This is a genomic window from Psychromonas sp. SA13A, assembly GCF_011378715.1.
Lineage (GTDB): Bacteria > Pseudomonadota > Gammaproteobacteria > Enterobacterales > Psychromonadaceae > Psychromonas.
In genome coordinates this window covers 1-24,114 of sequence record NZ_WTKU01000028.1, presented here as the reverse complement: position 1 = coordinate 24,114, position 24,114 = coordinate 1, and the positions used below count along the sequence as shown (strand labels likewise).

The 24,114-nt window shown below is 37.6% G+C and carries 24 protein-coding genes; 18 read left to right on the top strand and 6 right to left on the bottom strand.

The features are described from left to right. Nucleotides 1–45 precede the first annotated feature (45 nt). The 4 genes from GQR44_RS17790 to GQR44_RS17775 all read left to right on the top strand — a co-directional run bounded on the left by GQR44_RS17790 (nucleotide 46) and on the right by GQR44_RS17775 (nucleotide 3,035). Nucleotides 46–831 carry a hypothetical protein gene (locus GQR44_RS17790; RefSeq protein WP_166373029.1) on the top strand — a complete coding sequence of 262 codons (786 nt, stop codon included), beginning with the start codon at nucleotides 46–48 and terminating at the stop codon, nucleotides 829–831. 35 nt (nucleotides 832–866) lie between these two features. Next, nucleotides 867–1,358, top strand: a complete 492-nt coding sequence (locus GQR44_RS17785; protein WP_166373028.1) for a GNAT family N-acetyltransferase — start codon at nucleotides 867–869, stop codon at nucleotides 1,356–1,358. A gap of 121 nt (nucleotides 1,359–1,479) precedes the next feature. Continuing rightward, the gene (locus tag GQR44_RS17780; protein WP_166373027.1) at nucleotides 1,480–2,355 is read left to right on the top strand and encodes a DMT family transporter; all 876 of its coding nucleotides are present in this window, start codon (nucleotides 1,480–1,482) and stop codon (nucleotides 2,353–2,355) included. Nucleotides 2,356–2,432: 77 nt separating this feature from the next. Further along, nucleotides 2,433–3,035, top strand: coding sequence for an ACP phosphodiesterase (locus GQR44_RS17775; RefSeq protein ID WP_166373026.1), 603 nt, complete (start codon nucleotides 2,433–2,435; stop codon nucleotides 3,033–3,035). A gap of 127 nt (nucleotides 3,036–3,162) precedes the next feature. Here the strand turns inward: GQR44_RS17775 and GQR44_RS17770 are convergent, their stop codons facing one another. Both GQR44_RS17770 and GQR44_RS17765 read right to left on the bottom strand, forming a co-directional pair. After that, the gene (locus GQR44_RS17770; protein WP_166373025.1) at nucleotides 3,163–3,729 is read right to left on the bottom strand and encodes a phosphoribosyltransferase family protein; all 567 of its coding nucleotides are present in this window, start codon (nucleotides 3,727–3,729) and stop codon (nucleotides 3,163–3,165) included. 404 nt (nucleotides 3,730–4,133) lie between these two features. Continuing rightward, nucleotides 4,134–5,123, bottom strand: a complete 990-nt coding sequence (locus GQR44_RS17765) for a 2-hydroxyacid dehydrogenase (RefSeq protein WP_166373024.1) — start codon at nucleotides 5,121–5,123, stop codon at nucleotides 4,134–4,136. Between the two features lie 413 nt (nucleotides 5,124–5,536). Between GQR44_RS17765 and GQR44_RS17760 the strand changes: the two genes are divergently transcribed. Together GQR44_RS17760 and GQR44_RS17755 are read left to right on the top strand one after the other, a co-directional pair. Beyond that, nucleotides 5,537–7,645 (top strand): protein-disulfide reductase DsbD domain-containing protein, encoded by a 2,109-nt coding sequence (locus GQR44_RS17760; protein ID WP_166373023.1) that lies wholly within the window; start codon nucleotides 5,537–5,539, stop codon nucleotides 7,643–7,645. Nucleotide 7,646: 1 nt separating this feature from the next. Continuing rightward, complete coding sequence (locus tag GQR44_RS17755; RefSeq protein WP_166373022.1) at nucleotides 7,647–8,159, top strand: protein disulfide oxidoreductase; 513 nt, start codon at nucleotides 7,647–7,649, stop codon at nucleotides 8,157–8,159. Between the two features lie 113 nt (nucleotides 8,160–8,272). Here the strand turns inward: GQR44_RS17755 and pckA are convergent, their stop codons facing one another. The 3 genes from pckA to hslR all read right to left on the bottom strand — a co-directional run bounded on the left by pckA (nucleotide 8,273) and on the right by hslR (nucleotide 11,361). Further along, a complete protein-coding gene (pckA, locus tag GQR44_RS17750; protein WP_166373021.1) occupies nucleotides 8,273–9,892 on the bottom strand; it encodes a phosphoenolpyruvate carboxykinase (ATP) in 1,620 nt (539 codons plus the stop codon). Nucleotides 9,893–10,066: 174 nt separating this feature from the next. Next, nucleotides 10,067–10,927, bottom strand: coding sequence for an Hsp33 family molecular chaperone HslO (hslO, locus tag GQR44_RS17745; protein ID WP_166373020.1), 861 nt, complete (start codon nucleotides 10,925–10,927; stop codon nucleotides 10,067–10,069). Between the two features lie 29 nt (nucleotides 10,928–10,956). After that, nucleotides 10,957–11,361, bottom strand: coding sequence for a ribosome-associated heat shock protein Hsp15 (hslR, locus tag GQR44_RS17740; RefSeq protein WP_166373019.1), 405 nt, complete (start codon nucleotides 11,359–11,361; stop codon nucleotides 10,957–10,959). 297 nt (nucleotides 11,362–11,658) lie between these two features. Between hslR and gspC the strand changes: the two genes are divergently transcribed. The 12 genes from gspC to GQR44_RS17680 are packed head-to-tail and all read left to right on the top strand — an operon-like array spanning nucleotide 11,659 to nucleotide 22,851. Beyond that, nucleotides 11,659–12,507 (top strand): type II secretion system protein GspC, encoded by an 849-nt coding sequence (gspC, locus tag GQR44_RS17735; RefSeq protein ID WP_299666330.1) that lies wholly within the window; start codon nucleotides 11,659–11,661, stop codon nucleotides 12,505–12,507. Between the two features lie 51 nt (nucleotides 12,508–12,558). After that, nucleotides 12,559–14,580, top strand: coding sequence for a type II secretion system secretin GspD (gene gspD, locus GQR44_RS17730; RefSeq protein ID WP_166373017.1), 2,022 nt, complete (start codon nucleotides 12,559–12,561; stop codon nucleotides 14,578–14,580). After that, the gene (gspE, locus tag GQR44_RS17725) at nucleotides 14,573–16,093 is read left to right on the top strand and encodes a type II secretion system ATPase GspE (protein WP_166373016.1); all 1,521 of its coding nucleotides are present in this window, start codon (nucleotides 14,573–14,575) and stop codon (nucleotides 16,091–16,093) included. The genes gspD and gspE overlap by 8 nt, the downstream gene beginning before the upstream one ends. Then, nucleotides 16,093–17,307, top strand: a complete 1,215-nt coding sequence (gene gspF / locus GQR44_RS17720; RefSeq protein WP_166373015.1) for a type II secretion system inner membrane protein GspF — start codon at nucleotides 16,093–16,095, stop codon at nucleotides 17,305–17,307. Before gspE ends, gspF begins: the two co-directional genes overlap by 1 nt. Nucleotides 17,308–17,366: 59 nt before the next feature. Next, nucleotides 17,367–17,786 (top strand): type II secretion system major pseudopilin GspG, encoded by a 420-nt coding sequence (gene gspG, locus GQR44_RS17715; protein WP_166373045.1) that lies wholly within the window; start codon nucleotides 17,367–17,369, stop codon nucleotides 17,784–17,786. Between the two features lie 27 nt (nucleotides 17,787–17,813). Beyond that, nucleotides 17,814–18,392 (top strand): type II secretion system minor pseudopilin GspH, encoded by a 579-nt coding sequence (gene gspH, locus GQR44_RS17710; RefSeq protein WP_166373014.1) that lies wholly within the window; start codon nucleotides 17,814–17,816, stop codon nucleotides 18,390–18,392. A 3-nt stretch (nucleotides 18,393–18,395) separates the two neighbouring features. After that, nucleotides 18,396–18,785, top strand: coding sequence for a type II secretion system minor pseudopilin GspI (gene gspI, locus GQR44_RS17705; RefSeq protein ID WP_166373013.1), 390 nt, complete (start codon nucleotides 18,396–18,398; stop codon nucleotides 18,783–18,785). Continuing rightward, complete coding sequence (gspJ, locus tag GQR44_RS17700; protein ID WP_166373012.1) at nucleotides 18,772–19,407, top strand: type II secretion system minor pseudopilin GspJ; 636 nt, start codon at nucleotides 18,772–18,774, stop codon at nucleotides 19,405–19,407. The genes gspI and gspJ overlap by 14 nt, the downstream gene beginning before the upstream one ends. Further along, nucleotides 19,407–20,411, top strand: coding sequence for a type II secretion system minor pseudopilin GspK (gene gspK / locus GQR44_RS17695; RefSeq protein WP_166373011.1), 1,005 nt, complete (start codon nucleotides 19,407–19,409; stop codon nucleotides 20,409–20,411). The genes gspJ and gspK overlap by 1 nt, the downstream gene beginning before the upstream one ends. After that, nucleotides 20,408–21,601, top strand: a complete 1,194-nt coding sequence (gspL, locus tag GQR44_RS17690; protein WP_166373010.1) for a type II secretion system protein GspL — start codon at nucleotides 20,408–20,410, stop codon at nucleotides 21,599–21,601. Before gspK ends, gspL begins: the two co-directional genes overlap by 4 nt. After that, on the top strand, nucleotides 21,601–22,083 hold the full coding sequence (locus GQR44_RS17685) for a type II secretion system protein M (protein WP_166373009.1): 483 nt from the start codon (nucleotides 21,601–21,603) through the stop codon (nucleotides 22,081–22,083). The genes gspL and GQR44_RS17685 overlap by 1 nt, the downstream gene beginning before the upstream one ends. An 18-nt stretch (nucleotides 22,084–22,101) precedes the next feature. Then, nucleotides 22,102–22,851: a type II secretion system protein N gene (locus GQR44_RS17680; protein WP_166373008.1), complete on the top strand. Its 750-nt coding sequence runs from the start codon at nucleotides 22,102–22,104 to the stop codon at nucleotides 22,849–22,851. Between the two features lie 254 nt (nucleotides 22,852–23,105). On the opposite strand, the gene GQR44_RS17675 is transcribed toward GQR44_RS17680, so the two are convergent. Further along, the coding region (locus GQR44_RS17675; protein WP_240923598.1) for an IS30 family transposase at nucleotides 23,106–24,114 on the bottom strand (1,009 nt) is incomplete at its 5' end.

Here is a 24,114-nt window from a genome sequence, read left to right as displayed (position 1 = left end):
AAAAATGGATTGTCTATTTTATAAAAAATCAGGAATTAATTGGCAATGAAGAGAATAAAACAATTATTGATTATTTGTATCGCGCTAAGTATGTGCATCGGTGTGCAGGCTGACCAAGCACAACGCGTGAGCCAAAAAGAAGCAACGCTAGCGTTACAGTTTTTAAAAGATGAAAATATTCATCTTATTAAAAAATTCTGTAGACCCTGCGGTGACCAATTGCCGCAGAATGTGCTGATCGATACAGTAACAATACAGGATGCGCATTATAAAGGTTTATGGGAATTAGTGGTTAATGGACAAGCCATTGATCTTGCTTATTATTATTTGCCAACACAAGACCGTTGGAAAAATTTTGCAAGGGTTGTCGATATTTATGTCGACGATATGCCAAAATATTTAGAAAGCAGTGCACTGCGGTTAAAAACTGAAGGGGCTGAAGGTTGGTATATTGATAAAGAGAGAAAGATAATCAGTAGTAAAGAACTAACAGTCGGTTCGCTTATGGCATTGTTAGGGCGAGGGCAGCATCAGAAGCTTACTGTCTTTTTTCAAGCTACGGATAAGTTAGCCTGCGAAGATGGATCGTTAAAAGATAATAAAAGTTTGCCAATGTACCTTAATGGGACCTTAGTAAAGTTCAAACAACAGTGTAATGGTGACGTATTAACTTTTTTTGCAGAGACTGAAGCGGGTAATGATTTTGTGCTAGAGCAGTTTATACAAGAGTCAGAAGTAAAGTTAAGTCCTTATGCGACACAGGATGCTTTTGTTTTTACTAACAAAGGTTTCGAAAAGTTATATAAACGTGCGCTTTTAATCGCACGTTAAAGGTTAAAATTCTATCAATTTTCAGAAGGTACAGAATGACAATGGTTAGCATTTATTATTTAGAAATGAAGCAGGCTGAACAGCTTAAACCCAAACAGCCGATTCCTGGGCTAACCATTGCCGAAGCAGAAATTAAGAATTATCGTTTTAACCGGTTTTTATATTCCTTGGTAGGTGAGCAATGGCAATGGTTTGATAAACTTAATGATACCGAAAAAACTTGGAAAGCCTATGCTGAACGTGATGAATTGCGTACTTGGGTAGCTTATTATCAAGGTAGTATTGTTGGATATTTTGAGCTCGAGATAGGTGACCAGCAAGCAGTAGAGATTAAATATTTTGGGTTAGCGCCTGAATTTATCGGCCAAGGTTTTGGTGGATATTTATTAACTTATGCCATTCAGCAGGCTTGGACAGGATGTCATGCAAAGCGTGTTTGGGTTCATACCTGTAGTTTAGATCATCCAAGTGCACTGGCTAATTATAAAGCCAGAGGATTGGTTTTGTATCAACAAAAACAGGAGTAGGTGCCCGTTACAGAAAATCATTCACAGGCTTTAATTTTTCATCACTGCGTTATGTCTATTAAATTACTATGGTAGCTGAAATACACTGGTGGTAGGATGCCTACTTTTTTAGAGACAAACTATGCCAGCGGGTTTATGCTTTTTAATTGCTACCTTTTTATGGGGTAGTTCATTTGTTGCTTTGAAAGCGGCAATTGATATTTATCCACCTTCCTTTGTTATTTTTTTGCGGATGTTAATTACTCTCCTCATTTGTTTTTGTTTGAAGCCTTGGATAAAACGCTTTAAATATCAGCAAGGTGATTGGAAGTGGTTATTAATGATGTCTTTAGCTGAACCTTGCTTATATTTTTTATTTGAAGGTTATGCCATGCAATATACCTCTGCCTCACAGGCCGGTATTATCGTTTCATGCTTACCTTTAATGGTCGCTTTTTTTGCTTTTTTTCTGATCCAAGAAAAACTCAGTAAGCAAATTATCATCGGATTTGGCTTGTGTATTGCGGGTAGTATTTTATTGAGCCTCGTTTCGCCTAATACAGACCATGCCCCTGATCCTTTATTAGGTAACACATTAGAATTTTTAGCCATGGTTTGTGCTGCATTTTATGTTGTTAGCATGAAACACTTATTGAATCGATATTCAGCGTTATCTTTAATCGCTTTACAGGGTTTATCTGGTACGCTGTTCTTTGCGCCATTCTTATTATTCATTGAGTTGCCTGCACAACATGATGTTAATGCGTTATTAAATATTCTTTATTTAGGCTCTGCAGTGACCTTAGGTGCCTATGGTATGTATAACTATGGATTGGCACGATCTTCAGTATTAACCGCCGCCGCTTATTCTAATTTAGTCCCTATTTTTGCACTGTTGTTGTCAGCATTATTGTTGAATGAAATATTAACTGTTTGGCAGTGGGCGAGTATTGCTGTTGTCTTTATAGGTATTCTAGTCAGCAAGCGTCATGCTCATGTGGAACATGCTAATGTATAATTATATGCTAGTAAGTAAATACTCTGTTCGCATGTAAATAGTAGTTGCTGTTTACATTTTTTAAGGGATAGATTTCTATGAATTATCTGGCTCATCTACATATTGCAGAGGTTACAAATACGAGTTTTAGTGGTAATTTCCTAGGAGATTTTGTTAAAGGAAATCCTGAAGGATTGTTCCCTAAAGAGATTGTTGAAGGTATTAGATTACATCGTTATGTTGATAGTTTTACCGACAAACATACCCAAGTACTTGCTGCTAAATTATTATTTCCTCAATCATTGCGTCGATACGCTCCTATTGCATTAGATATGTTTTGGGACCATTTCTTGGCACGACATTGGTCGTCTTTCCATGCTTTATCTTTAGCTGAATTTTGCCAATTAGCAGAGCAAAATATTATTAAAGAAACAAACAATAAAGACGTATTGTTACCGGAACGATTTTTACGTGTTAATCATTGGGTTTGGCAAGATAAATGGTTGGAGTCGTATCAAAAAACTTCTAATATTGAATATGCCTTGCAACGTATGGCAACTCGCAGTGAACGAATGGCACCATTAGCGGAGACGGGCAAAATATTAAATGAACATTACAACCAACTCAGTGATATTTTCTTCGAATTCTATGGACATGTTTTACAAGCGAGTGATGAGTTTGTGGTTGATTATCGAAATTAACAGCTTTGATGCCCTTTCAATAGAGTTTGGTGAATAGAGCTCGGAGTGAATACAAAAAAGGAGACTAAATAGTCTCCTTTTTCATTTATTGACAAATAGCTCTCATTTATTAAGAGACAAAAGTATATTATTTTTCAGTAAACAAATGCTTAATATTTTGGAAGTCACTTTTACCTTCGGTGATCTCTTCAACTGATAAACCTGATACTTCATGTGGAAAAACTAACCATTCTTCGGACTCATGAATATAATAATCTGGCACCATATCAACGGCTTTATTTTTAGGCTTGTAATAGGGTGTTGCAATACGTACATCACGTGGCATGTTTAAACGCATCACTTCAGTTAACTTCTCTGTTAACGCAACAACACTGCGGCCAGAGTCAAAAACATCATCAACGATTAATAAACCATCGTCAGCATTGGCATTTTCAATGATGTAATGTAAACCATGTACTTTAATGGTTTTGCTTTGCTTACCAATCCCATAATAAGAAGAAGTACGTACCGCGATATGATCTGTTTCTACTTTTTTGTAGTCAAAGAATTCTTGAACTGCAATGCCAATTGGAGCACCACCACGCCAAATACCAACAATAAACTGTGGGCGAAAACCGCTATCGTATACTTGTGCAGCAAGACGAAATGAGTCTTCAAGTAATTGTTGTGCAGTGATAAAGACTTTGTCAGACATATCATTTTCCTCTGGAATTAATTTAGTCGCGCAGTTTAAACTAAAAAAGACCTTCGTGCACAATTTGCTCAATAAAAATAATGATCGAAAGTAACTTTACAGGAGATTCTAGGGTTTAACGCGATACATAAAGTAAATTATGCCATTTAGCGAAGGATTGTTTATTGATCTTAGCGAAGTAATACCGATTGTATTGATATCTGTTGTTATACCAAGTCCACTAAATAGCCGGTTAGCCTTATTCGTTAAATGTATCTTTTGTGCATGAAATTGATTTATATTTCCTGTTCAATATTTGATTTGTTATTGAGTGAAATTGTTCTTAATCAGCAAAAAGTGCAGATAAATCGACGATACTGAACTGTTATCCATTGTCAGCGTAGCATTTATCTGCAGATCTATTTTTATTCGTTAACTTGGTTAACGCTGGTAGTGTCAGAAGCAAGATCACTTAAATTATCGAGGGTGGTTTGAGCGATACTCGTGAGGGCTTCTTTTGTTAAAAATGCTTGGTGACCAGTAAAAATAACATTATGGCAAGCAGATAGGCGTCGGAATATATCATCGGTAATGATTTCACTAGAGTGGTCATTAAAGAATAGATGCTCTTCTTCTTCATACACATCTAAGCCTAAACCGCCAATTCGACCTGATTTTAAAGCTTCAATGGCATCATGGGCATTTAACAATCCACCACGACTGGTATTGATAATAGTCACCCCATCTTTCATCAGCGCAAAAGTATCTTTATTTAATAAATGTTTATTGTCACTGGTTAATGGGCAATGCAAGCTGATCACATCGCTATTTGAAAATAGAGTCTCTAGGTCAACGTACTCTGCACCTAACGCTATTGCGTGCTCTGATGGGTAAGGGTCTGAAGCTAATATTCGACAACCAAAACCTTTAAAGATCGCCATGGTAGCAACCCCTATTTTACCAGTACCGATAATGCCGATCGTTTTACCATGTAAATTAAAACCCACTAGTCCCTCTAAAGAGAAATTAGCATCACGAGTACGTTGGTAAGCTTTGTGTGTTCGGCGGTTAAGCGTCATTAATAAAGCAATAGCATGTTCTGCGACTGCCTCTGGTGAATAAGCTGGAACACGTACAATCGTTAATCCTAGAGATTTGGCACAAAATAAATCGATGTTATTAAAACCTGCGCAGCGCATGGCAATATATTTAATACCTAATTGATGTAATTGCTTTAAAACCGGTGCACTTAAATCATCATTTACAAAAGCACAAATAGCATCAAAGCCAGAAGCTAACGCGACTGTTTGCAAGTTGAGCTGCGTATCGAAAAAGTTGATGCTAATAGGTGCTGAAATTAATGGCTTAAAGTGTTGAATATCATAACTGCGAGAACTGAACATGGCGACTTTCATAAAGGTGACTCCCTATTAAATATTATTACTGAAATGAAGTTGTTATTTGTTGCAACCAAGATAGCAATGCATAATGTTTTATTGGTGAACTGAGTTCACAAAGAAATATTTGATCATCGTCCCATTTTATCACTAAGCTTAAGTAATACCAATCCACCTCACAATATGATCATTATTACTTTCCTTTATAAAAAAGGGGCTCGATATTAATTAATGATGCTGCCGGACCTATTAATTTCAATGAATTTAATTATTTGCTAATAAGTGCAATAAATTTAACGTTATTATGGTCAACTAGGATCATGGTAGTGAACCTTTTATGTTTAAGTCAGCCATAAACCAATATGTAATTTTGCTCGAACTTTTAACTTAATGAATGATTAGGTTATGTTGTGTATTTTCTCGGAGTATTCATGCCCACTGTTAAACGTTATTTTTTGTTATTATTCTCTCTTTGTCTTTTTTCTATTAATGCATTAGCACTGGCGCCTGAAACAGGATGGATAAGTAATCTTAACCATCTTCCTGTCAAAGTTAATTTACAACTCACTGGTCAAGCTAAACAAAATACAGCCAATGCATTGTTAAATGTAAATCTCGATGCGGATTGGAAAACCTATTGGCGATCACCTGGAGAAGGCGGCGTTGCACCTACTTTTGAATGGAAAACTGAATCGACCAATATAAAAGCATTTGACTGGTCTTGGCCTACTCCAAAACGCTACCCTGTACTAGGTGTTGAGACAGTGGGTTATAAAGATAAAATTCATTTTCCACTGCATATTACGGTTAACGATCCCGAACAACCTAGCCGATTAAAGGGGACGCTGACATTAGCTTCATGTACCACGATTTGTGTATTAACAGATTATAAGATTGATCTGCATTTTGATTTGACTCAATTAAGCATCAATGAAGACATTGCTTTTGCCTATGCTCAGGCTGTAAGTAGTGTGCCTATTCTCGTAGATCAAAGTGCTATTGATGCACAAAAAAACAATGCGAATATTACCCATATCAGTAGTTCATGGGATCAGTTTAATCAACAAGTAGTTGTGCAGTTATCCCATCAAATAGGTTGGCAGCAACCGGATCTCTTTATTGATAGTAGTGACACTGAGTTAGACAATGTGTTTTTTTCTAAACCTACTCTCTCAGTATCTGAGAAACAGGTTACTGCGACCTTTGCAGCAAGCAGTTGGGGAGGAGAAGTTGATTTAAGTAATGCCGATGTAAATATCACCGTAGTAGATGATGGTGTTGCTGTCGAGGTTGCTACTACATTAGGTAAGCAAATCATTTCAACTAATGAAGAGTCTATTACATCTATTTTCTTGATTGCATTATTGGGAGGCTTAATTCTGAATATCATGCCCTGCGTATTACCAGTATTAGGCATGAAGTTAAGCTCTGTGTTAGGCATTGAAGCCAATCAACGAGGCAAAGTACGTAAACAATTTTTAGCCTCTAGTGCCGGTATTATTAGCTCTTTTTGGTTGCTAGCAGCTTTCTTACTGGTGCTTAAATTGTCAGGTGAAGCATTAGGTTGGGGTATTCAATTCCAAAGCCCTTACTTTATTACTTTTATGATTGTGGTGACGGCTTTATTTACTGCCAATATGTTAGGTTTATTTGAAATCCAACTACCTTCTTCGATGCAGACTTGGTTAGCAACAAAAGGTGGAAACTCTTATCTTGGACACTATCTACAAGGCATGTTTGCTACCTTATTAGCGACTCCTTGTTCTGCACCTTTCTTAGGGACTGCTGTTGCGTTTGCCTTAGGTGCGAGTGCTTGGCAATTATTTGCAGTCTTTACCGCCTTAGGTATGGGAATGGCATTACCTTGGTTATTAATTGCTTTGTTTCCTAGCATCGCATTGTTAATGCCTAAACCTGGTAAATGGATGGGAACAGTTAAAATTGTTTTTGGTGTATTAATTTTAGCGACTTGTTTATGGTTAGTGAGCCTATTAAGTAGCTTTATCAGCGTGTTTTATACTGTTTTGGTTGCATTGTTCGTATTGCTTTTATTGGCTGTGTTGATTATTAAAAAGCATGGCAAACGCACCTTTTTTATCATTTTCGGCATTTTTATGATGGTTGTTTCTGTTGTATTAATTGTTGGCAGTTTAACAGCTAAACATTGGGCGAATCCTTTACAGGATGAAATTAGTTGGGTGCCATTAGATGCACAAGTCATTCAACAACAAGTTGATCAAGGTAACGTTGTTTTTGTGGATGTCACTGCAAAATGGTGTGTGACTTGTAAAGCTAATAAAGTAGGAGTTTTATTGCAAGACCCTGTGTATAGCGCATTACAAAAAACGGGAGTGATAGCAATGAGTGGAGATTGGACTGTGCGATCGGACTCTGTCACTGCTTATTTACAATCATTTGGGCGCTATGGTGTACCTTTTAATATCGTTTATGGCCCTGCGGCACCAAACGGTATTGAGTTATCGACTATTTTAAATAGCGAAGATGTCATTAATGCAATACAACAAGCAAAAGGGCAATAGGATGACAGAGAAGAAGATCAAAAGAACATGGCGATCACGATTTAAGTCTGTGTTGATATATTGTGCTTTTTTACTCGTTGTGACGTGGGGCGTTGATTTATGGAGAGCTCAGTCGATTGCTTCAGGTAAAGCTCCTGGGTTGCTTACAATGAGTATAAAGGGTGAAAAAATTGATCTAACTGCAATCAGTCAAGATAAGCCAGTATTAGTTTATTTTTGGGCGACCTGGTGTAGTGTCTGTAGTACCGTTTCTCCCTCTGTTGATTTTGTAAGTGACAATATGCAAGTAATAACAGTCGCGCTAAGCTCAGGTAACGATAAACGTGTTCAACAATATTTGAATGCTAAAAATTATGACTTTACTGTTATCAATGATAGTAAAGGGTTAATTGGGCGCGCATGGGGGATTAGTTTGACACCAACCTTGATGGTTATAGATAAAGGACAAATTACTTCTGTGACAACTGGTTTTACTAGCCCCTTTGGCATGTGGGCGAGAATGTTATTAAGTTAAGCCTTTCAGATTCAGCCTTTCTTAGGTTCAAATAATAAAAAACTAACATTAATCAGTTATCAATTAATGTTAGTTTTATTTTTTAATTTAACTGTTACTTCTTAATTTAACAGTTATTTATCAAGCGTAGGCCCGGCAGATAATAATACCTTACCTTCTTCCTTGTCCGTATAACGTGCAAAGTTATCAATGAATAGATGTGCTAGTTTTTCAGCTTTCTCATTCCATTGCGACGCATCGCTATAAGTGTCTCTAGGGTCTAAAATATTGCTGTCTACATTAGGTAATGCAGTCGGTACTTCTAAGTTAAATAGTGGAATCGTTTTAGTTTCAGCATGTTCAATTGATCCATCTAGAATTGCATCAATAATTCCGCGTGTATCTTTAATTGAAATACGTTTACCTGAACCATTCCAACCTGTGTTTACTAAGTACGCTTCTGCACCACATGCTTCCATTCGTTTTACTAATTGTTGTGCGTATTGAGTTGGATGTAAGCTCAAGAATGCAGCACCAAAACAAGCAGAAAATGTAGGAGTTGGCTCTGTGATACCACGTTCAGTACCAGCTAACTTGGCAGTAAAACCAGATAAGAAATGATATTGAGTTTGTTCTTTAGTTAATTTTGAAACCGGTGGCAAAACTCCAAATGCATCTGCTGATAAAAAGATTACTTTTTGCGCGTGTCCACCTTTAGAAACTGGTTTTACTATGTTTACGATATGATCTATCGGATATGAAACACGTCCATTTTCAGTTTTACTTGCATCGTCATAATCAACTTCACCTTGCTCGTTAATCATCACATTTTCTAATAAAGCATTACGTCGAATTGCACCATAAATATCAGGTTCAGCTTCGGCGCTTAATCGAATAGTTTTCGCGTAACAACCGCCTTCAAAATTAAATACACCATCATCATCCCAACCATGCTCATCATCACCGATTAATGCACGTTTAGGATCCGTTGAAAGTGTTGTTTTCCCTGTTCCTGATAAACCAAAGAAAATTGCAGTATCGCCAGCTTTGCCTATATTTGCAGAGCAATGCATTGATGCCATACCATTCAGCGGTAATAAATAGTTCATCACAGAGAACAAACCTTTTTTCATCTCTCCGCCATACCAAGTGCCACCAATAACTTGTATTTTTTCTGTTAGATTGAAGGCAACAAAATTTTCTGAGTTGAGGCCATTTTTTTCCCAATCGGTATTAGTTGTTTTAGAGCCGTTCATTACAACAAAATCGGGTTCAAAATCAATCAGTTCTTCAGCAGTTGGGCGAATAAACATGTTCGTTACAAAGTGTGCCTGCCAAGCAACTTCCATAATAAAGCGTACTTTTAAACGAGAGTTGGCATTAGCACCACAATAAGCATCAACAACGAATAGGCGCTTACTAGAGAGTTGTTTTGATACAAGGCCTTTTAGATGTGCCCAAGTATCTTGATCAATTGCTTTGTTGTCATTTTTACCCTGATCACTCCACCAAACGGTATCGCGAGTCGTATCATCTTTTACTATATATTTGTCTTTCGGTGAACGACCAGTGAAGATGCCTGTATCAACTGCTACAGTGCCATTATTAGTAATCGTACCTTTTTCATAACCACTTAATGAGTCTGCAGTTTCTTCTGTAAATAAGGTTTCATAACTAGGGTTGTAAAGAACTTCTGAAACATCGGTAATACCGTACTGTTGTAACTGTTTGGTCGATAGTGCTATTTGGGTCATAGTTAGCTCCATTATGACTTGTAATTTTATTGTAAAAGAAATGAAAACAAGAGTGTGTAGGGTAGGTGAATTGAAGTTATTTTTGTGGGAGCAGGCTCAAATAATCGATTAAAAAAAAGCCATAATAAAAATTATTATGGCGACTTCGTGATGTGACAACAGTAGTTGACCAAATTAGTGTTTTTGATCCGTAGAAGTGAATAAAATCTGTAGATCTTTTTCTTTAAATGAATAAGTTGTTGCGCAATATTCACAACGCATATCAATACTCTCTTGCTCTTCTAAAATTTCTTTTATTTCAGATTCTTGAAGGGATGCTAACGAGGATAAACAACGCTCTTGAGAGCAACCACATTTAAAGCTAATTGGTTGTAGCTCAAATAAACGTACTTGTTCTTGATGATACAAACGGAATAATAGTTCATCATTATTCAAGGTGAAAATTTCTTCTGCTTTAATGGTGCCGGCTAACGCACAAACATGCGCAAAATCTTCTTCATGTGTATCACTGTGTGCAGGTAATGTTTGTATTAATAATCCCGCTGCTTGTGCTGGCGTTGCTTGACTATCGGCAAATAAACTAATTTTGGTCGCTAATTGTTCTGACTGTACAAAATAATCTTCTAAACACGCCGCTAAACTATCTTTTTCTAATGCCACTATACCTTGATATCGTTCACCGTTCTCTGGTGTGATAGTTATCATCAAGTTGCCTTTTCCAATTAACTGTGAAAAAGATAATCCAGTGGTATCACCTTGGTAACGCGCAGTGCCACGCACTTCTAAATCTTGATTGGCATTAATAACAGCCATGCTCAACGGACCATCACCCTGTATTTGAACTGTAATTTTTCCCTCAAATTTTAAAGTCGCCGTTAATAAGCTGGTCGCAATTAACAATTCACCGATGGTATTGGCTATTTCAACAGGATAGTCATGATTATTGATACATTGTTGAAAAGCATTGTGTGCTTGTGCAATTTCGCCGCGAATTTCAAAATCATCAAATAGGAAGCGTTGTAGTTGGTCTGTCATAGTTTCTCTCAATATTTATTCTGCAACGATTAATCAAAATTCGCTGTATTACGTTGTGTTTTTGCGTGTATTAATTCACGGCGTTCTTTTTTATTGGGCTTACGGTCTGGATGTGGTGCATTTTGTAAACTGAGTTTACGTAAAACTTGGTATTGTTCTCGCTTAGCGATACTTTTTTCTGTTTCTTTATAAAGTGTTTGCGCAATTGGCGCCCCGCGACGCTGTTCTGAAATAGCTTCAATGCAGACTTCAAATAAAAGCTCACCCTGTCGAATTGACAATAATGCCCCTAGCTCTACGTTTTTACTCGCTTTACAGCGCTGGCCGTTATAATGAACCTTACCGCCCTGCACCATTTCACGAGCTAAGCTGCGGGTTTTATAGAATCTTGCAGCCCACAACCATTTGTCTAACCGTACTGTTGTTTCTTTCATATTTTTCACTCAAAAGTGGATTTTAGTTTAGCAAAAATCAACTTTGTTATTAAGTTAAAAGAAAATAATGAATTATTAAGGTAATTAAATTGGGGCAAAATTTGATAAATCAAGGCATAGTTGTGTGATAATGCTATATTCAAAGGGCTATTCTATCGCCAACTAAAGCATAAAGTTCCAGGATAGATCTCATTATTCGAGCTTGTCTGGTTATGTTGATTTATAAAGATTGGCGTTAGCATTAGTATAGTAAATAAGAATGGTTAAGATTCAGTGTAAATAAATAGGATGAAAAGAGTGGCGATAATATCCCTACTACCGAAAATAATATTGGCAGTTATCTGTGCTTTAATCGCCTATCAGATAGCTTTATTTACTTGGGCTGTCTATCCCACAAAAGACAGTGCATATGAGTGGACTCCTCCTACTTTAACTTCAAAAAATAAAGCAGTGCTTTTAAGCTCGGAAAAACTACAACAGCAACAATTGTTTGGGGAATTGAAAGAGCAACGTATAAAAACAATACAACCCGATAAAACCGATGCACCTAAAACGCGTTTAAAACTGACCTTAGTTGGTATTGTTGCGGCTTCAGACCCTAAGCTCTCAAGTGTGATCATTGAATATAAAAATGTTCAGGATAGTTATTTTATTGATTCTGAAATTGAAGGGACTGATGCAAGTGTAAGTCAAATATATAATGATCGAATTATTATTTCAGTAGGTGGTGAGGAACAAACATTAATATTAGATGGTCTAGAACAATCTAATAAAAGAATGGCCAGAATTGAAAATGAGCAAGCATCTACAAAAGGTCAAACTAGAGCAAGTAATAGAACAGAAATTGCACTTGATAGAAAAGCATTGTTGGAAAACCCTAGCAAGCTGCTCGATTATATTAGAATCTCCCCCGTTAGAGAAGGCAATCAGATTCAAGGGTATCGTGTTAGTCCCGGTAAAGATCCTAGTTTATTTGAAGAAGCAGGATTACAAGAAGGCGATTTAGCAGTGGAACTAAACGGTATTGATTTAACCGATATCAGCCAAGCGATGGGGCTAATGAAAGAGTTCCCCACTATGACAGAAATGAGCTTAACCGTTGACCGCGATGGTGAGTTAAACGAGTTATTTTTTAGTATTCCGTAGTATAAAAATAAGTTTAAGCTGCTGAAACAAGTAAACAATGAGGTTGTTGTAATGATTTTAGGGATAAAGAAAAAATTGGTTGGATTGATCGGAGCCAGTATTTTTGTTTTGTTTTCACAGGCCACTTTGGTACAAGCTGCTGAATATTCAGCGAGCTTTAAAAATGCTGATCTGAATGAATTCATTAATATTGTCGGTAAGAACCTGCAAAAAACGATTGTTCTAGACCCTGCAGTGCGTGGAAAAATCAATGTTCGAAGCTATGACTTACTGAATGAACAACAATACTATCAATTCTTTTTAAATGTTTTGGAAGTATACGGATTTGCTGTTGTTGAAATGGATAATGGGATCCTTAAAGTCATTAAAGCAAAAGATGCTAAAGTGGCCGCGATTCCCGTCGTGGATGATGGTAGTCGCTTTAAAGGTGATGAAATGGTCACGCGAGTAGTGCCTGTTATTAATGTATCGGTGCGTGAACTTGCGCCGCTATTGCGTCAGTTAAACGATAGTGCTGGTGGTGGGAACGTCGTCCATTATGATCCTTCTAACGTTATTATGATCACTGGTCGTGCTGCGGTTGTTAATCGTTTAGTGAAAATTATCCAGCGTGTTGATAAAGCCGGTGACCAAGAAGTTGATATCGTTAAGCTAGAGTATGCAAGTGCGCTAGAAATGGTCAATATGATTAATTCCATTCAGCAAACACCAAAAACCTCGAAAAGTAGTACTAGCAGCGTACTTAAACCCCGTTTAGTTGCCGATGAGCGGACTAACTCTGTGATTGTTAGTGGTGAGCCTAAAACACGTGCCCGTGTCATTAAATTAGTGAGGTCACTGGATAAAGAACTAAAAAATAATGGTAATACACGTGTTTTTTACCTTAAATATGCCAATGCAAAAGAAGTTGTAGATGTGTTAACGGGTGTTAGTAAAGGTATTGAAGATGCCTCTGGCGGTCAGTCTGGGTCGTCTAACAACGTATCTACTTTAAATATTCAAGCGCATGAGGGGACGAATGCAATTGTGATTTCAGCGCAGCCTGCCTTGATGTCATCATTGAGTAGTATTATTCGTCAGCTAGATATTCGTCGAGCACAAGTATTAGTAGAAGCAATTGTGGTTGAAGTGTCAGAAGGGAATGGTATCAACTTAAGTGTGCAATGGGCTTCTACAGCAGGTGCTGGCACGCAGTTTAATGATAATGGCGTGACCGCGAGCGAACTTGCAACCGGCGTTTATGCGATTAACAATGATGAAGACGATTATGAAGATCTCGCTTCATCGCTGGCTTCCATTGCTGGTGGCGTCGCTGGTTATGTGGGTAATGATTGGGGAGTTATTTTACAGGCGCTAAGTACGACAACGGGCTCTAATATTCTTGCTACACCTAGTTTGACTACGCTTGATAATCAAGAAGCTAGTTTTATTGTGGGTGACGAAGTGCCGGTATTGACGGGCTCCACATCAAGTTCATCGAATGATAACCCTTTTCAAACCATTGAACGCAGAGAAATTGGTATAAAACTGAAGGTCACACCACAAATTAATGAAGGCGACTCTGTGCAAATGGTGATTGAGCAAGAAGTCTCGAACATCAAAGGGCAAACCTCAGTAGATGTTATCTTTGCCACTCGTGCAGTAAAAACCACTGTGTTAGCTAAGTCGGGTGAAACTATTGTTATTGGCGGATTAATTGATGAAACAGTGAATGAAACCGTTGATAAAGTGCCGTTATTAGGTGATATACCTTATTTAGGGCAGCTTTTTCGATCTACTAAAAGTAGCACAGAAAAACGTAATTTAATGATTTTCTTACGTGCAACGATTATTAGAGATGATCAAACTATGATGGAGCTGAGCCAACGTAAATATGGTTTAATTCGTCAAATACAATTAGGCCAAACTGAAGATGGCATTGAATTGATGCCAAATAGTAATGTACCAGTATTACCTGAATGGGGACAGCCTGTTGAAATAGACCCTAACATGTTCCGTAAAAACCAAGAATATAATAAAGCGAAGCAAGAGGCTGCACAAAACAAAGAAGATACAGGCCAAGTGAATGAGTAATTTAAGCGATATCGAAGCAATTGAAGAAGCTGAAGTAGTAGAGTTTACTCCTTCAGGTCAGTTGCCTTTTGCTTTTTCTAAAAAGCATGAACTAGTCATGCAACATAGCGGGCAGCAGAGTGAATTGTGCTTTAAAAAAACACCTCATGTTGAACTGTTGATAGAAGTGCGCCGTGTTATTGGTCATTCTTTTACTACTAAACAAGTAGAGAGTGAGGTATTTGATAAGCTAGTGGCTCGTGCTTATCAATCATCTTCCTTAGAAACGCAACAATTGATGGAAGATCTAGGCGCGGACGATTTCTTTACTTTGGCCGAAGAACTACCTGCTAATGATGACTTATTAGAAGCTGAAGATGATGCACCGATCATTAAATTAATTAATGCGATGTTAGGTGAGGCGATTAAAGAAGAAGCGTCTGATATTCATATTGAAACCTTTGAGCAAACATTAATTATTCGTTTCCGTATTGATGGCGTATTACGTGAAATATTAAAACCACATCGCAAATTAGCCGCACTGTTAGTGTCTCGTATTAAAGTCATGGCAAAACTGGATATCGCTGAAAAGCGTATTCCACAGGATGGGCGTATTTCACTACGTATTGGGGGGCGCGCAGTAGATGTGCGTGTTTCAACTATGCCTGCGAGTTATGGTGAACGTGTTGTATTGCGTTTATTAGATAAAAATGCAGTTAAGCTAGAGCTTTCTACATTAGGCATGACCAAAGAAAATCACGTATTACTACAAAACCTTATTCATAAACCACATGGTATAATATTAGTGACTGGGCCCACTGGTTCAGGTAAAAGTACTACACTTTATGCTAGCCTATTAGAGATCAATTCTAGAGATAGAAACATCCTCACAGTGGAAGACCCTATTGAGTATGCAATCGATGGTATTGGTCAAACCCAAGTTAATACCAAGGTTGATATGACTTTTGCTCGTGGTTTACGTGCTATTTTACGTCAAGATCCTGATGTTGTGATGATTGGTGAAATTCGTGACCTTGAAACCGCTGAAATCGCAGTACAAGCGAGTTTAACTGGGCACTTAGTATTATCTACATTACACACTAATACTGCAGTAGGTGCGGTGACCCGTTTACGTGATATGGGCGTTGAACCATTTCTTTTATCTTCTAGTATTTTAGGTGTGCTAGCACAGCGCTTAGTGCGCCGTTTATGCCCGCAATGTAAAGCTCCGCATTCAGCAAGCCCTTCCGAAAAAGAAATCTTGGGTATTACCGAGCTTGAAGAAGCCACTATTTATCGTCCCGATGGTTGTCGTCAATGTAACCATACGGGATATCGAGGACGTACGGGTATTCATGAATTATTAGTGGTTAATGAGGTGGTACGGGAGTTAATTCATACCGGTGCTGGCGAGCAAGCTGTAGAACGAGAAATTCGTAAAACCTCTGCGAGCATTCGAGATGATGGACTTAAAAAAGTATTACAAGGTCAAACCACGTTAGAAGAAATTTTACGTGTGACTAGAGAGGATTAGTGGCTACTTTTTCCTATAAAGCGTTAGACGCAAAAGGCAAACAAACCAGAGGAACACAAGAGGCTGACTCTGCTCGTATGTTGCGTCAACAATTGCGTAATGTAGGCTTGATGCCCTTAGAAGTTGAAGCCATTGCCTCAAAACGCAAAAGAGCTGGTAAGGCTTTTATTCAAAGTAAAATAAAAACAGCTGATTTAGCGTTGATCACTCGTCAGCTGTCTACTTTAGTCGCTTCTTCTATTCCCCTTGAAGAGTCATTGCAAGCAGTAGCTGAGCAATGTGATAAGCCTAAAATTAAAAGCATGCTAGCGTCGGTACGTGGTGGAGTGATTGAAGGTTATACACTCGCAGATAGTATGCGCAATTACCCTATGATTTTTGATGATCTATTTTGTGCGATGGTTGCTGCGGGAGAAAAATCAGGACATTTAGAAAAAGTACTAGATAGGCTTGCTGATTACGCCGAACAACGACAAGAAATGAAAAGTAAGATGATGCAAGCGTTGATTTATCCGATTGTATTAACCTTAGTCGCTATCTCTGTTGTCGCTATTCTATTAACGTCAGTAGTGCCGCAAGTTGTTGGCCAGTTTCAACATATGGGAGCAGACTTACCGGGGTCGACAATTTTTCTTATTGCTGTTAGTGACGCATTGAGTGCCTATGGTTTGTTTTTTTTAGGTTTGTGTATTATTGCTTTATTGCTATTTAAATATTACTTACGCAAAGCCAGTAATCAACTACGATTTGATCGCTTTTTATTACGCATTCCTGTTGTTGGAAAGGTTGTTAGTGAATTAAATACGGCGCGCTTTGCTCGAACATTAAGCATTTTAAATAGTAGTGCGGTGCCGTTGTTAGAGGCAATGGGGATCGCCGGAGATGTTTTAAGTAATCAATATATTCGTTTAAAAGTGAAGGAAGCTGCTGAACGTGTTCGCGAAGGTACAAGTTTGGGGAGAGCATTAGATAGTACTAAGTTGTTCCCTCCGATGATGTTACACATGATTGCCAGTGGAGAAAGAAGTGGTGAATTAGGTAATATGTTGGAACGATCTGCCGATAATCAAGACAAACAGTTCTCGGCACAAGTAACATTAGCATTAGGGATCTTTGAACCTGCACTCGTTATCTCAATGGCGGGGGTGGTTTTGTTTATTGTTACAGCCATTTTACAGCCAATTTTGGCTCTTAATAATATGGTTTCAGGCTAACTGAACTATACAATTTATATATTAAAAAAGGTGAAAGCGTGAAAGATTTAAAACCAAAAATGAAACAAAAAGGTTTTACATTATTAGAAATCATGGTGGTTATCGTTATTTTAGGTGTATTAGCAGCAATGGTTGTGCCTAACTTAATCGGTAATAAAGATAAAGCAGATGTGCAAAAAGTTAAGTCAGACATTATTGCTTTAGAAAATGCATTAGATATGTATAAATTAGATAACAGTGTTTATCCGACAACGGATCAAGGTTTAGAAGCATTAGTCTCAGAGCCGAGCGCATCGCCTGCACCACGTAATTATCGTGAAGACGGTTACATTAAACGACTCCCTCAAGACCCATGGGGTAATGATTACATTCTAAATAGTCCGGGCGAGAAAAGTAAAATCGATGTACTTTCAGTGGGTCTTGATGGTGAAGAGGGGACTGATGATGATATCGGTACCTGGAACCTCAATGATAAATAATACATAAATGTATTTGTGACCATTCCAATGCGTAATGTGAAAGGTTTCACCTTATTAGAAGTCATGCTGGTATTAGTGTTAATGGGCATGATTTCTGTTGGTGTGGTCATGACATTAACCAGCTCAGGTAACACTGCGCAAAGCAGTCAATGGCATGCGCAACGTTTTAGTACTTTATTGCAGCTAGCACAGGATCAGGCATTAATTTTAAATACTGAATTTGGTATTGAGTTTAATGAGCAAGGTTACACCTTTGCTTTTTATGACTTTAGTAAAAGGCAATGGCAACCTTTAGTAAACTCGCGGATCAATGGTTATATAACATTCCCAGACAATGTTAGTGCTGAATACAATCTAGTGGGTAATGTTTGGGGGGAGTTAGAACAAGCACAAAAAAAAGCTGACTCTGATACTTTTGTAGAGCAATCATATTTAGTTAACATTGACGGTCAAACAAAACAGTCATCTATTAACCCACATGTTTTTATTATGTCTAGTGGTGAAGTGACACCTTTCAGTTATCAATTTTCTAGTACAGAGAATGTATCGCGTAAAATCACAGTTAAAGTGGGCATGAGCGGACAAATTGAATTAATTAATGAGTGATTTATGAGCAAATTATTCACTAATAACGGTATTAAAAAAGAGCAAGGTATGACCTTGCTAGAAGTAATGTTAGCGTTAGTGATTTTAGCTTCGGCTGGTATTGCGGTAATGCAAGCAGCTTCACAATCATTAAGTAATCAAAGTTATTTACAGCAAAAAACATTCGCAATGTGGGTCGCAAGTAATCGGCTTTCTGAACTTAAACTACAACAACAGTGGCCTGAATTACACTGGCGTCGAGAGGAAGTTGAGTTTGCGGATACTAAGTGGTACCTGCGCTTTCAAGGTGTTACCACAGGTAATACAGATTTTAGGGCATTAGATGTTGAAGTGAGTGACCAAAAAGATGGCCAAGCACTGGGGTATATAAGGACTTACATTGCCAAACCATAAGTACCATCAACAGGTTAAACAAAATGGTTTTACCTTAATCGAGATTTTGATTGCCATTGCTATTTTTGCAACATTAAGTCTTGCTGCTTACCAAATATTACAAGGTGTTTTACGCAGTGGAGAAATCAGTCGTGAGCATGATAAGCATTTAGTTGAAATTCAGCGTGGTATGTTATTAATTGAACGCGATTTTGTACAAATGGTGGCGCGTATTTCACGAACAGGTAATGTCGAAGATGAAAATTTACAAGTCTTGTATGCGGGAAAAAAAGTATTGGATTCAGACTCTGAAGGTATAGAGTTTAATCGCTTAGGTTGGACTAACCCACTTAACTTGTTGCCTCGTTCAACTATTTTACGAGTAGGTTATCGCGTTAAAAATAATCAATTACAACGTTTGTATTATTTACACCCAGATACTGTCGCGGGAGAGAAACCAGAGCAACAAGTAATATTAAATGATGTTGATAGTTTAAGTTTTAGATTTTGGGACGATGATTGGATAGATACTTGGAATGCAGATAAAACGATACCTAAAGGTATTGAAATGACTATTAACAGCCAACACTACGGTGAATTAAAGCGAATTTTTATATTACCTGATAGTTCGGTAGAAGATTAATGGCCAGATATCATAAGCAACGAGGTATTGCGTTAATCACTATTTTAATGATTTTAGCGATCATGGTGACCATTGCCGCCACTATGACAGGGCGAATGACCTCTAGCTTGTTGCGGACAGAAGGACTTTCGTATTCAGAAAAAGTATATTGGTATGGGCAAGCCACCGTGGATTTTAGTCGCATGGTATTAGAAGATGATTTTGCCGATAGTGAAGTGATCAGTCTAGATCAAATATGGGCTACGCCAGATATCGTTTTTCCTGTCGACGAAGGATCGATTACCGGTAATATGATCGATTACCGTCGTTGCTTTAATATTAATGCCATTGCCCAAGCTGACCAAGATGATACTCGTGCTTTACCTATTAGCCAATTTCAAACGTTGCTGATTTCACTAGGTGTTGAAGAGTATGAAGCTGAAATAATTGCTGAGTCTACGCGGGATTGGCTGGATAGCAATGATACTGTCGATGTTTCACAGGGTGCTGAAGATAGATATTACGAATCAGTGGGAGTACCACATTTAACCGCTAATCATTTGATGGTTGATGTTTCAGAGTTAAGGGCAATACAAGGGGTTACTGACCAGATTTATGAACGTATAAAACCTTTTTTATGTGCACTACCTGCATCAAATCAGTTGATTAATGTGAATACAGTTAACAAAAAACAAGCGCAAATACTATTTGCTTTATTTCCTCCTGAGTTGCTTATTACGGTAGAGGATATTCAATCTATATTAGATGATAGACCAATTAGTGGTTGGGCATCTGTTGATGAATTTTTAGCATCAGAGTTAATTGCCGATAAGTTAATACCTGATGTGATCAGTTCACAGTTAAGTGTAACGAGTGATTTTTTTCAATTATTTGGTTTAGCAGAGTTTGATCAGCGAATAATGGTTTTCAAGCTATTATTTAAAATAGAGAATAAAAAAGCGACTACTATCCGTTTCCAATACGCAGGAGCTGAAGAGGTAGTTGGCATGGAGATGTTCAAGTGAGTGAACAATTAATTATCCGCTTAGCAAGTGAAGCACACCAAACTATCCATTGGTTAGTTTGGTCTGAAAGTGAAAAAGAGATCATTGCGTCGGGTGATTTAGATAATGCACAGGCGTTGAAATTGTTAACGGAAAAAGCGCAGTCTCGGAAAGTTATTTGTTTAGTACCTGGCGTCGATGTTACATTAAAATCAGTGGTAATTAAAGGAACCTATACGCGTCAAATGCAACAAGCTCTGCCTTATATGTTGGAAGATGACTTGGCTAGTGATGTTGATAAGTTACACTTTTCAGTGTTAGCTAAAGAAACAGATTTAGTTGAAATTGCCATTTGTTTTAAGAGTAAATTAACAATGTGGTTGGGTTGGTTAGCTGATGCCGATATTTTTTGTCAGCGTTTGATTCCTGAAGCATTAACATTACCTATCGATCAAAAATGGCAAGCATTACAACTTGATCATCAATGGTTAATACGTACTGGTGAATACCAAGCTTGGTGTTGTGAAAGTGATATGTTGAATAACATTTTGCAATTACATTTATTAGATAAACCAGAACAGCAGATTGAAAGTTATAGTGCCATACCCAATGATTGTATAGGACAGTGGCAGCAAAAAGCAGTCGTATTACCAATGCAATTGTTAGCAGAAGGTTGCCTTAATAATCCTATCAACCTGTTAACCGGTGAGTTTAAAGTTAAAAAAGAAAGTAACTTGCAACTTGCTAAGTGGAAGCTACCTGCGATTGCCGCTGTTATCTTGTTTATTGTGCTATTAGTAAATGCTGTTATCGACACAAAACAAGCTGAGCGAAAAACCTTATTAGTAAAACATCAAGTAGAGACTCTCTACCAAAAAGCTTTTCCTAATCAATCACCTTTACGGTACAGCCGAATTAAGAAAAAATTAAAAGGTTTGTTGGCTGAATCATCAATCAGTACACAGTCAGATGGTTTTTTGCCTATTTTAAATGATTTGATTCCAGTTTTTCAGGCGGTACCTAGCTTACAAATTTCAACGTTAAAATTTAATCGTGAAAACCAACAAATAAGTTTAGCGGTTAGTGCCGATAGCTTTCAGGCCTTTGAATTACTCGCCACAAAAGTTCCTGCTAAATATACGCTTGGCCAAGGGGCATTGAGTAATAATAAAAATCGTGTCAGCGGTGTATTAACGGTGAGGGTTAACTAATGTTTGAACAAATCAAAGAATGGTGGGACAACATTTCAGAAAGAGAGCAACAACTAACCTTTATATCGCTGGTGGTTGTATTTATTGCAGTTATTTATTTTCTTATTTGGCAACCTATTGCGACTAATTTAGCTGCGAGTCAGCAAAAACTACAACGTAGCGAACAAACGTTACAGTGGGTAGAAAGCAATGCCAATAAACTCGTTGTTGCAGGTGTTGGAAATAAGAAGACAACGGCTAGAAAACAAAATTTATCACAGTTGATTAGTAGCACCGCAAAGCGCAATAAAATTGTTATTTCTCGTATTCAAAACCGTAATGGCAGTGTTGATATTTGGATTAATCAAGTTGAGTTTAACCAGTTCTTAAAATGGATCACAGCATTACAAAATCAATACCAAATACAAGTTAATAGTGCTGATTTAAATCAGGATAAAACACAAGGTATGGTTAAGGTTAACCGTTTGTCATTAAGTTATTAGCATTGTAAAAGGGTTCAAATGAAAGTCAAAATCGCGATACTTTTTGTATTGGTTTACTGTGGTAGTTTGTTAGTTAACCTACCTGCTGCAGCTGTTGTAGGTTGGATGCCAGCTTCAAATGTTAAAATCAATAATGTTTCTGGTAGTCTATGGAATGGGCAGGCCAAGCAAGTAGTTATCAACCCTAAGGTTACGCTTCATAATGTGAAATGGGATGTTCAACTAAAAACATTATTAAATTTAGCAATAGGAGCCGATGTTTCCTTCTACAATGGCCCTAATAAAATGTCAGGCAAAGGTTTTGTAGAATATGGTTTAACAGGTGCGAGTGCGTCAAATGTTATGGTTGATTTAACCTCAGCAGAATTACTCACATTGATACCAACTAAATTACCGGTAAAAATAGAAGGTAATTTTTCTGCGGTTATTCAGAAAATAAAGCAAGGTGACCCTTATTGTGAACAACTACAGGGCACCGTGGTATGGCATAATGCTTTTGTTTATAGCCAAATGGGTAATGTTGATTTAGCTTCTCCTTCCGTAGACTTAGGATGTGATAATGGCAATATTACTGCTTTTGTCACTCAAGAGTCTGAGCAATTAAACACTAACTTAGATATTAATCTTGGCGAAGGTGGTATATACCAATTAAATGGTGAAATTCAAGGCACAGATAAACTCCCTCCTTCGATAGCACAATCATTAACTTGGATTGGTCCTAAAAACGACAGCGGTGCCACCACTGTTAGTTTTAAAGGTGTTTTATAAGCTGTTTACTTCGTCTGTATTTACCTGTACTTACTCATGATAACTTCAACGTGCCGTCAAAAATCAGCTTGCCATTCAGTTTACTATCTTATGTAAATTGAATGGTGAGAGTCATAAATAAGCTTCATATATAGAGGCTTGTGGCTTTTTAATATTACTTTTAAGAGTACTTCAAATAATACTTCGAACAGTACTTCCTTTAGCAACTTCTGAGTTTTTTAAATAGGCGGATTCAACTCTGAAGTGCATAACGACTAAGCAGCTATAGCTACCATATGTTCAGCCATTAATTTGGCTGGCGTATTGTAATCTAATTTCTTTCTTGGTCTGTCATTGAGTTTCAATATTACCTCTTTTACTAATGAATTCGATACTTTTTTAAAGTCGGTAGATTTGGGCCAATATTGTCTTAACAAACCATTTGTATTTTCATTCAAACCACGTTGCCATGAACAGTATGGGTCTGCAAAATAGACTGCACACTTTAATTTTTTGGTTAACTCTTCGTGATAAGCGAACTCTTTACCGTTATCAGCGGTGATGGTTAATACTGCATTTTTAAATGGTTTTAATAATGCAAGTGTGGCCGCAGTGACAGTCTTTGCTGACTTATCATCAATACGTGTCGATACTGTAAAACGCGTTTTACGCTCAACAATAGTCACTAATGCGCCGCTGTGCCCTTTACCAATGACTAAATCTATTTCCCAATCACCAACTCGGCTACGTGTATCAACGATATTAGGTCGCTCATCAATACTGACGCGGTTCTTGATAAAACCTCGACCAGCTTGTTTATCTTTATTGCGCGCTTGGTAAGCCTTGCCTTTTCGACGCAGATATTGGAATAATTGACCACCACTCCGCTTATTGGAGCAAATATGTTGGTAAATAGTTTCATCGCTAATACTGGTACCATGCTCTTTCTTAAGCCATCCTGAGATTTGGTCAGGACTCCATTTTTCACCTAGTTTTACATTTATTAATGCAATCAGAGTAGATGTCATTTTAATCGCTTTACGCGCTTCAATACGCCTTTTAACTGCAGCTTGTTGGGCCTGGTTAATTCGATAACCTCGCTTACCTGTATTGCGAGAAAGCTCCCTACTAAGCGTTGATTGATTCACATTCAGTTGTTTAGCTATTTTATTTTGACTCATGCCTATTTTCTTTAGCGCATAAATCTGGCATCGTTGTTCGTAGGTCAGTTGTTTATATGTTTTCATTGTTGCATCTCTTGCCGGAGAAAAAGCGATAAGCATA

What these genes read in the sequence shown, in the direction of transcription:
- gspI (WP_166373013.1), top strand. Translation starts at nt 18,396, where the DNA reads ATGAGCAAATTATTCACTAATAACGGTATTAAAAAAGAGCAAGGTATG.
- gspH (WP_166373014.1), top strand. Translation starts at nt 17,814, where the DNA reads ATGCGTAATGTGAAAGGTTTCACCTTATTAGAAGTCATGCTGGTATTA.
- GQR44_RS17680 (WP_166373008.1), top strand. Translation starts at nt 22,102, where the DNA reads ATGAAAGTCAAAATCGCGATACTTTTTGTATTGGTTTACTGTGGTAGT.
- GQR44_RS17755 (WP_166373022.1), top strand. Translation starts at nt 7,647, where the DNA reads ATGACAGAGAAGAAGATCAAAAGAACATGGCGATCACGATTTAAGTCT.
- gspK (WP_166373011.1), top strand. Translation starts at nt 19,407, where the DNA reads ATGGCCAGATATCATAAGCAACGAGGTATTGCGTTAATCACTATTTTA.
- GQR44_RS17765 (WP_166373024.1), bottom strand. Translation starts at nt 5,123, where the DNA reads ATGAAAGTCGCCATGTTCAGTTCTCGCAGTTATGATATTCAACACTTT.
- GQR44_RS17685 (WP_166373009.1), top strand. Translation starts at nt 21,601, where the DNA reads ATGTTTGAACAAATCAAAGAATGGTGGGACAACATTTCAGAAAGAGAG.
- GQR44_RS17785 (WP_166373028.1), top strand. Translation starts at nt 867, where the DNA reads ATGACAATGGTTAGCATTTATTATTTAGAAATGAAGCAGGCTGAACAG.
- gspG (WP_166373045.1), top strand. Translation starts at nt 17,367, where the DNA reads ATGAAACAAAAAGGTTTTACATTATTAGAAATCATGGTGGTTATCGTT.
- gspE (WP_166373016.1), top strand. Translation starts at nt 14,573, where the DNA reads ATGAGTAATTTAAGCGATATCGAAGCAATTGAAGAAGCTGAAGTAGTA.
- GQR44_RS17780 (WP_166373027.1), top strand. Translation starts at nt 1,480, where the DNA reads ATGCCAGCGGGTTTATGCTTTTTAATTGCTACCTTTTTATGGGGTAGT.
- GQR44_RS17775 (WP_166373026.1), top strand. Translation starts at nt 2,433, where the DNA reads ATGAATTATCTGGCTCATCTACATATTGCAGAGGTTACAAATACGAGT.
- GQR44_RS17790 (WP_166373029.1), top strand. Translation starts at nt 46, where the DNA reads ATGAAGAGAATAAAACAATTATTGATTATTTGTATCGCGCTAAGTATG.
- GQR44_RS17760 (WP_166373023.1), top strand. Translation starts at nt 5,537, where the DNA reads ATGCCCACTGTTAAACGTTATTTTTTGTTATTATTCTCTCTTTGTCTT.
- GQR44_RS17770 (WP_166373025.1), bottom strand. Translation starts at nt 3,729, where the DNA reads ATGTCTGACAAAGTCTTTATCACTGCACAACAATTACTTGAAGACTCA.
- hslR (WP_166373019.1), bottom strand. Translation starts at nt 11,361, where the DNA reads ATGAAAGAAACAACAGTACGGTTAGACAAATGGTTGTGGGCTGCAAGA.
- hslO (WP_166373020.1), bottom strand. Translation starts at nt 10,927, where the DNA reads ATGACAGACCAACTACAACGCTTCCTATTTGATGATTTTGAAATTCGC.
- pckA (WP_166373021.1), bottom strand. Translation starts at nt 9,892, where the DNA reads ATGACCCAAATAGCACTATCGACCAAACAGTTACAACAGTACGGTATT.
- gspD (WP_166373017.1), top strand. Translation starts at nt 12,559, where the DNA reads ATGATTTTAGGGATAAAGAAAAAATTGGTTGGATTGATCGGAGCCAGT.